The 3,826-nt window shown below is 54.9% G+C and carries 5 protein-coding genes; 2 read left to right on the top strand and 3 right to left on the bottom strand.

Going from position 1 to position 3,826, the window contains the following annotated elements; genetic code table 11:
• On the bottom strand, nt 1-1,199 hold a 1,199-nt coding region (glgC, locus tag GXX82_04320), incomplete at its 3' end, for a glucose-1-phosphate adenylyltransferase (GenBank protein ID NLT22253.1).
• An 82-nt stretch (nt 1,200-1,281) separates the two neighbouring features.
• Nucleotides 1,282-1,965, bottom strand: a complete 684-nt coding sequence (rsmI, locus tag GXX82_04315; GenBank protein ID NLT22252.1) for a 16S rRNA (cytidine(1402)-2'-O)-methyltransferase — start codon at nt 1,963-1,965, stop codon at nt 1,282-1,284.
• Nucleotides 1,966-2,029: 64 nt separating this feature from the next.
• On the opposite strand from rsmI, the gene GXX82_04310 reads away from it, so the two are divergent.
• On the top strand, nt 2,030-2,605 hold the full coding sequence (locus GXX82_04310; GenBank protein NLT22251.1) for a lytic transglycosylase domain-containing protein: 576 nt from the start codon (nt 2,030-2,032) through the stop codon (nt 2,603-2,605).
• A complete protein-coding gene (pgsA, locus tag GXX82_04305; protein NLT22250.1) occupies nt 2,605-3,162 on the top strand; it encodes a CDP-diacylglycerol--glycerol-3-phosphate 3-phosphatidyltransferase in 558 nt (185 codons plus the stop codon). The genes GXX82_04310 and pgsA overlap by 1 nt, the downstream gene beginning before the upstream one ends.
• Nucleotides 3,163-3,218: 56 nt before the next feature.
• Here the strand turns inward: pgsA and GXX82_04300 are convergent, their stop codons facing one another.
• Entirely contained in the window at nt 3,219-3,812 is a 594-nt protein-coding gene (locus GXX82_04300) for a hypothetical protein (GenBank protein NLT22249.1), read from the bottom strand.
• Nucleotides 3,813-3,826: the final 14 nt, after the last annotated feature.

Here is a 3,826-nt window from a genome sequence, read left to right as displayed (position 1 = left end):
TTGGGGATCACCACTATTCCTTCATCACTGACAAAGAACCGCTGCCTGTCCTTTTCCAGGTCGTAGCCTATCCGCATGCCATCGGGAATGCGGACGTCTTTGTCTATGATGGCCCTTTTTATCTTCGCCCTCATGCCGACGACCACATCGTGGAAAAGAATGGATTGACTCACCTCGGCATAACTGTTGATACGGACACCGGGGGAGAGGACGGAATTGCGCACCGTGCCGCCGCTTATGATGACCCCGCTGCAAATGATCGAATCGAGGGCCTTGCCCGCCCGGCCACCTGTCTCGTCGGCAAAGATGGTCTTCGCCGGCGGATACTGGCCCTCGTAGGTCCTGATGGGCCAATTCCGGTCATAGAGATTGAACTCCGGCCTCACCGAAGCGAGGTCAATGTTTGCCTGCCAGTATGCCTCGATCGTGCCGATGTCCCTCCAGTACTTGCTGTCGCGGCCCTTCCCGACGCCGAACCGGTAGACAAAAACACGATTACGGGGATACATGAAGGGTATGAGGTCCCGCGCGAAATCGTGAAAGGATCCCTCTCGCCGGGCGTCACGCGTGAGCATGTCGATAAGGACATCGCGTTTGAAGACATAGACACCCATGGAAACAAAGGCCTTGTCGGGAGATCCCGGCATGGGGCGCGGCTCCGCCGGCTTCTCCTCGAACCCTATGACCCTGGAATCGGGGCCTGTGTGGATGACTCCGAACCGTGAAGCCTCCGAGATGTCGACCTCGATGCCGGAGATCGTCATGTCCGACCTCCTGCTCTGGTGATATCTCACGAAATGGCTGTAATCCATCTTGTACACGTGATCGGCGGAAAGGACGATCACGTTGTCCGCATCCACCTGTTTCAGATGGTAGAGGTTCTGATACACCGCGTCGGCGGTGCCTCTGTACCAGTCCTCTCCCACCCTCATCTGAGGAGAGAGGTTGGATACGAACTCGCCCAGTTCGGGATTCAGGATACTCCAGGCATCACGCGTGTGCTCGATGAGTGAGTGCGACTTGTACTGGGGAAGGACGAATATCTTTCTGATGCCCGAATTGACGCAGTTACTGAGCGTGAAATCGATGATGCGGTATTTGCCCCCGAAGACAACGGCAGGTTTCGCCCTGTCCCGCGTGAGCGGATGCAGCCTCTCGCCCGCACCGCCGGCCAGAACGAAGGCAACCGCGTTATGCATGATCCTCGATCTCATGAACCTGTCACCATTATGATGGACTGGAAACCCGTATTCAACAGGAAACGAAAGGGGTCCGCCGGGATCATGTTTCGCTTCCAGCGACTATAAAGGCGTATTCTCCCCTCTTCTCCTCTCCTGAGACCTCTGCGATGACTTCGCTCACGGTGCCTCGAAAGGTTCTCTCAAAAAGCTTCGTCATCTCTTTTACCATGACCATCTTCCGGTCCCCCATGATGTCGAGAACATATCCGAGGGTCTCTTCGACGCGCCGCGGCGACTCATAAAAGACAATGGGATACGGGCTGGAGCAAAGCCCTTCCAAAGCCTTCTTCCGCTTTCCTTTCTTCAGGGGGAGAAAACCGTAGAAAACGAACCGGTCGGCGAACAGGCCCGACACGGAGACAAGCGCCGCAACCGCTGAAGCCCCGGGTACCGCACAGACATCGATGTTTTCCGCGATGCATTTGCTCACAAGGATCCCGCCGGGGTCGGAGATGCAGGGAGTCCCGGCGGCAGTTACCAGCGCGACCTTTCTGCCCGCCTTGAGGTTGCGGATTATCGAAACCGATCTTCTCTCTTCGTTGTAGCTGCTGATACCCAGGATCGTGTTCTTGATGCCATAGTGACTGAACAGCTTCAAGGCCCGGGATGTGCTTTCCGCCACGACAAGATCGACCTCCTTCAGGACCTCTATGGCCCTCAGAGTGATGTCGCCGAGATTACCGATCGGAGTTGCGACAACGTAGAGAATCCCTTGCGAATCCATGACTATCAAGCATATTACAACCCAAAACTCTTGACAAGGACAAAAAAGTTTAAGAAAATTAAATATGAGTATCAAGGTTGTATTCATAGTGGGATTATGCCTGTTGCCGCTCGCGGCATATCCCGCGATATATACCTACGTGGATGAAAGCGGCACGTCCCATTTCACGAACATTCTTCCCATTGGGAAAAAATTCCGGGTTGTGATCTCCGAACGGATAAGACACGTCGTCGCGCGGGTCTTCAACAACACCACCTACGACGGTATTATTGAACGTCAAGCGCAGACGCACGGGATAGACCCCTCGCTCGTCAAGGCGGTCATGAAGGCCGAGTCCAATTTCAACCCCAACGCCATGTCACACAAAGGCGCTCAGGGTCTCATGCAACTCATGCCGGACACGGCACGTTTGATGAAGGTGGATAACCCCTTCGATCCCGAAGAGAATATCCGGGGCGGGACGAGATACCTGAAGTACCTGGGCGAGACCTTCGGGGGCAACCTTGACCTCATGCTGGCCGCATACAACGCCGGGCCGGCACGGGTCAAGGAATATAACATGAACATCCCGCCGTACGATGAAACACGCACGTACGTGCAACGGGTCAAGTCCTACTATAAATCGTTCAAGAAGAATTGATGAAAGCCAAAGACGAACAGCTCCCTCTCTGGACGCTTCCTAACCGGCTGTGCATCCTGAGAATACTCTTCATCCCCTTGATCATAATTTTTATAGAGAAAGGGTTCTTCTACGTCGCCTTCGTCCTTTTTATCCTGGCCGGTATAACGGACGGGCTGGACGGTTTCGTGGCGCGAAGGTTCAAGCTCACGTCAAAGCTCGGTCTCTATCTCGATCCCATCGCCGACAAGCTGCTTGTCTCCTCGGTGCTCATCACGCTCACCTACCACAACCTGGTGCCGTTATGGGTGACCATCCTTCTCGTGTGCAGGGAATTCATCATCAACGGGCTGCGGTCCTTCTACGCTCTCGAAGGCATCACCATTTATCCCTCTTTCACGGGTAAGCTCAAGACCACGCTCCAGATCGTGGCCATATCCTGCCTCCTTTTCAAACATCCCCTTGCTCAGCAGGTAGGACTGTACGTCATCTATGCCGCTCTCCTCTTCAGCATGTACTCGGCAGTGAACTACATAACGGCGATATTCAGACCAAAGAAGATGGGTGATGGGTCATAGGTTATGGGTCATGGGAAAGGACCCCCTGTAACCCATCATCCATAACCTATGACGGATCATCTATTGCTTGTTTCTTTGCAGATCCCACACTTCATGCACGTGCTTTCCGGGGCGTTGTTGTCATAGTACCCGATCTCACCCGAGGGGCTTATGAGCTCGACCATCGTTGTGCCTTCCTGATACCGCACGTGTTCGGAGTTGACCGGGATCTTGCCCAGACCCCCCGGGATGTCGAGGGCGTAGTGCGGAACGGCAAGACCCGAGGCGTTTCGTCTGAGAAAGGCCATGATCTCCCGGCCTCTCTCCAGTCTCACCTTGAAATGCGACGCCCCGCGGACGTCGTCGAGCTGGAAAAGGTAATAGGGCTTCACACCTGCCATGACGAGGGATTCGAAGAGTTTCAGGAGCACATGCGGACAGTCGTTGACGTTCCTGAGCAGCACGGTCTGACTGACGGGAATGCCCCCTGCGTTGCGGATGCTGGCGATCGCGGCGAGAGATCGGTCTGTTATCTCCCGCGGATGATTGATATGGAGAACAACCCATACCGGGGAAGCGGCCTCGATAGCCTTCACGTGTTCCACGGACAGGGCGTCGGGGCAGACCACAGGAACACGCGTGCTGAGCCTGATAACCAGGCGTTTCTCCATTGACCTCAACCGTT

Source organism: Syntrophorhabdus sp., from assembly GCA_012719415.1.
Classification (GTDB): domain Bacteria; phylum Desulfobacterota; class Syntrophorhabdia; order Syntrophorhabdales; family Syntrophorhabdaceae; genus Delta-02.
This window is presented reverse-complemented; position numbering and strand designations above follow the sequence as displayed.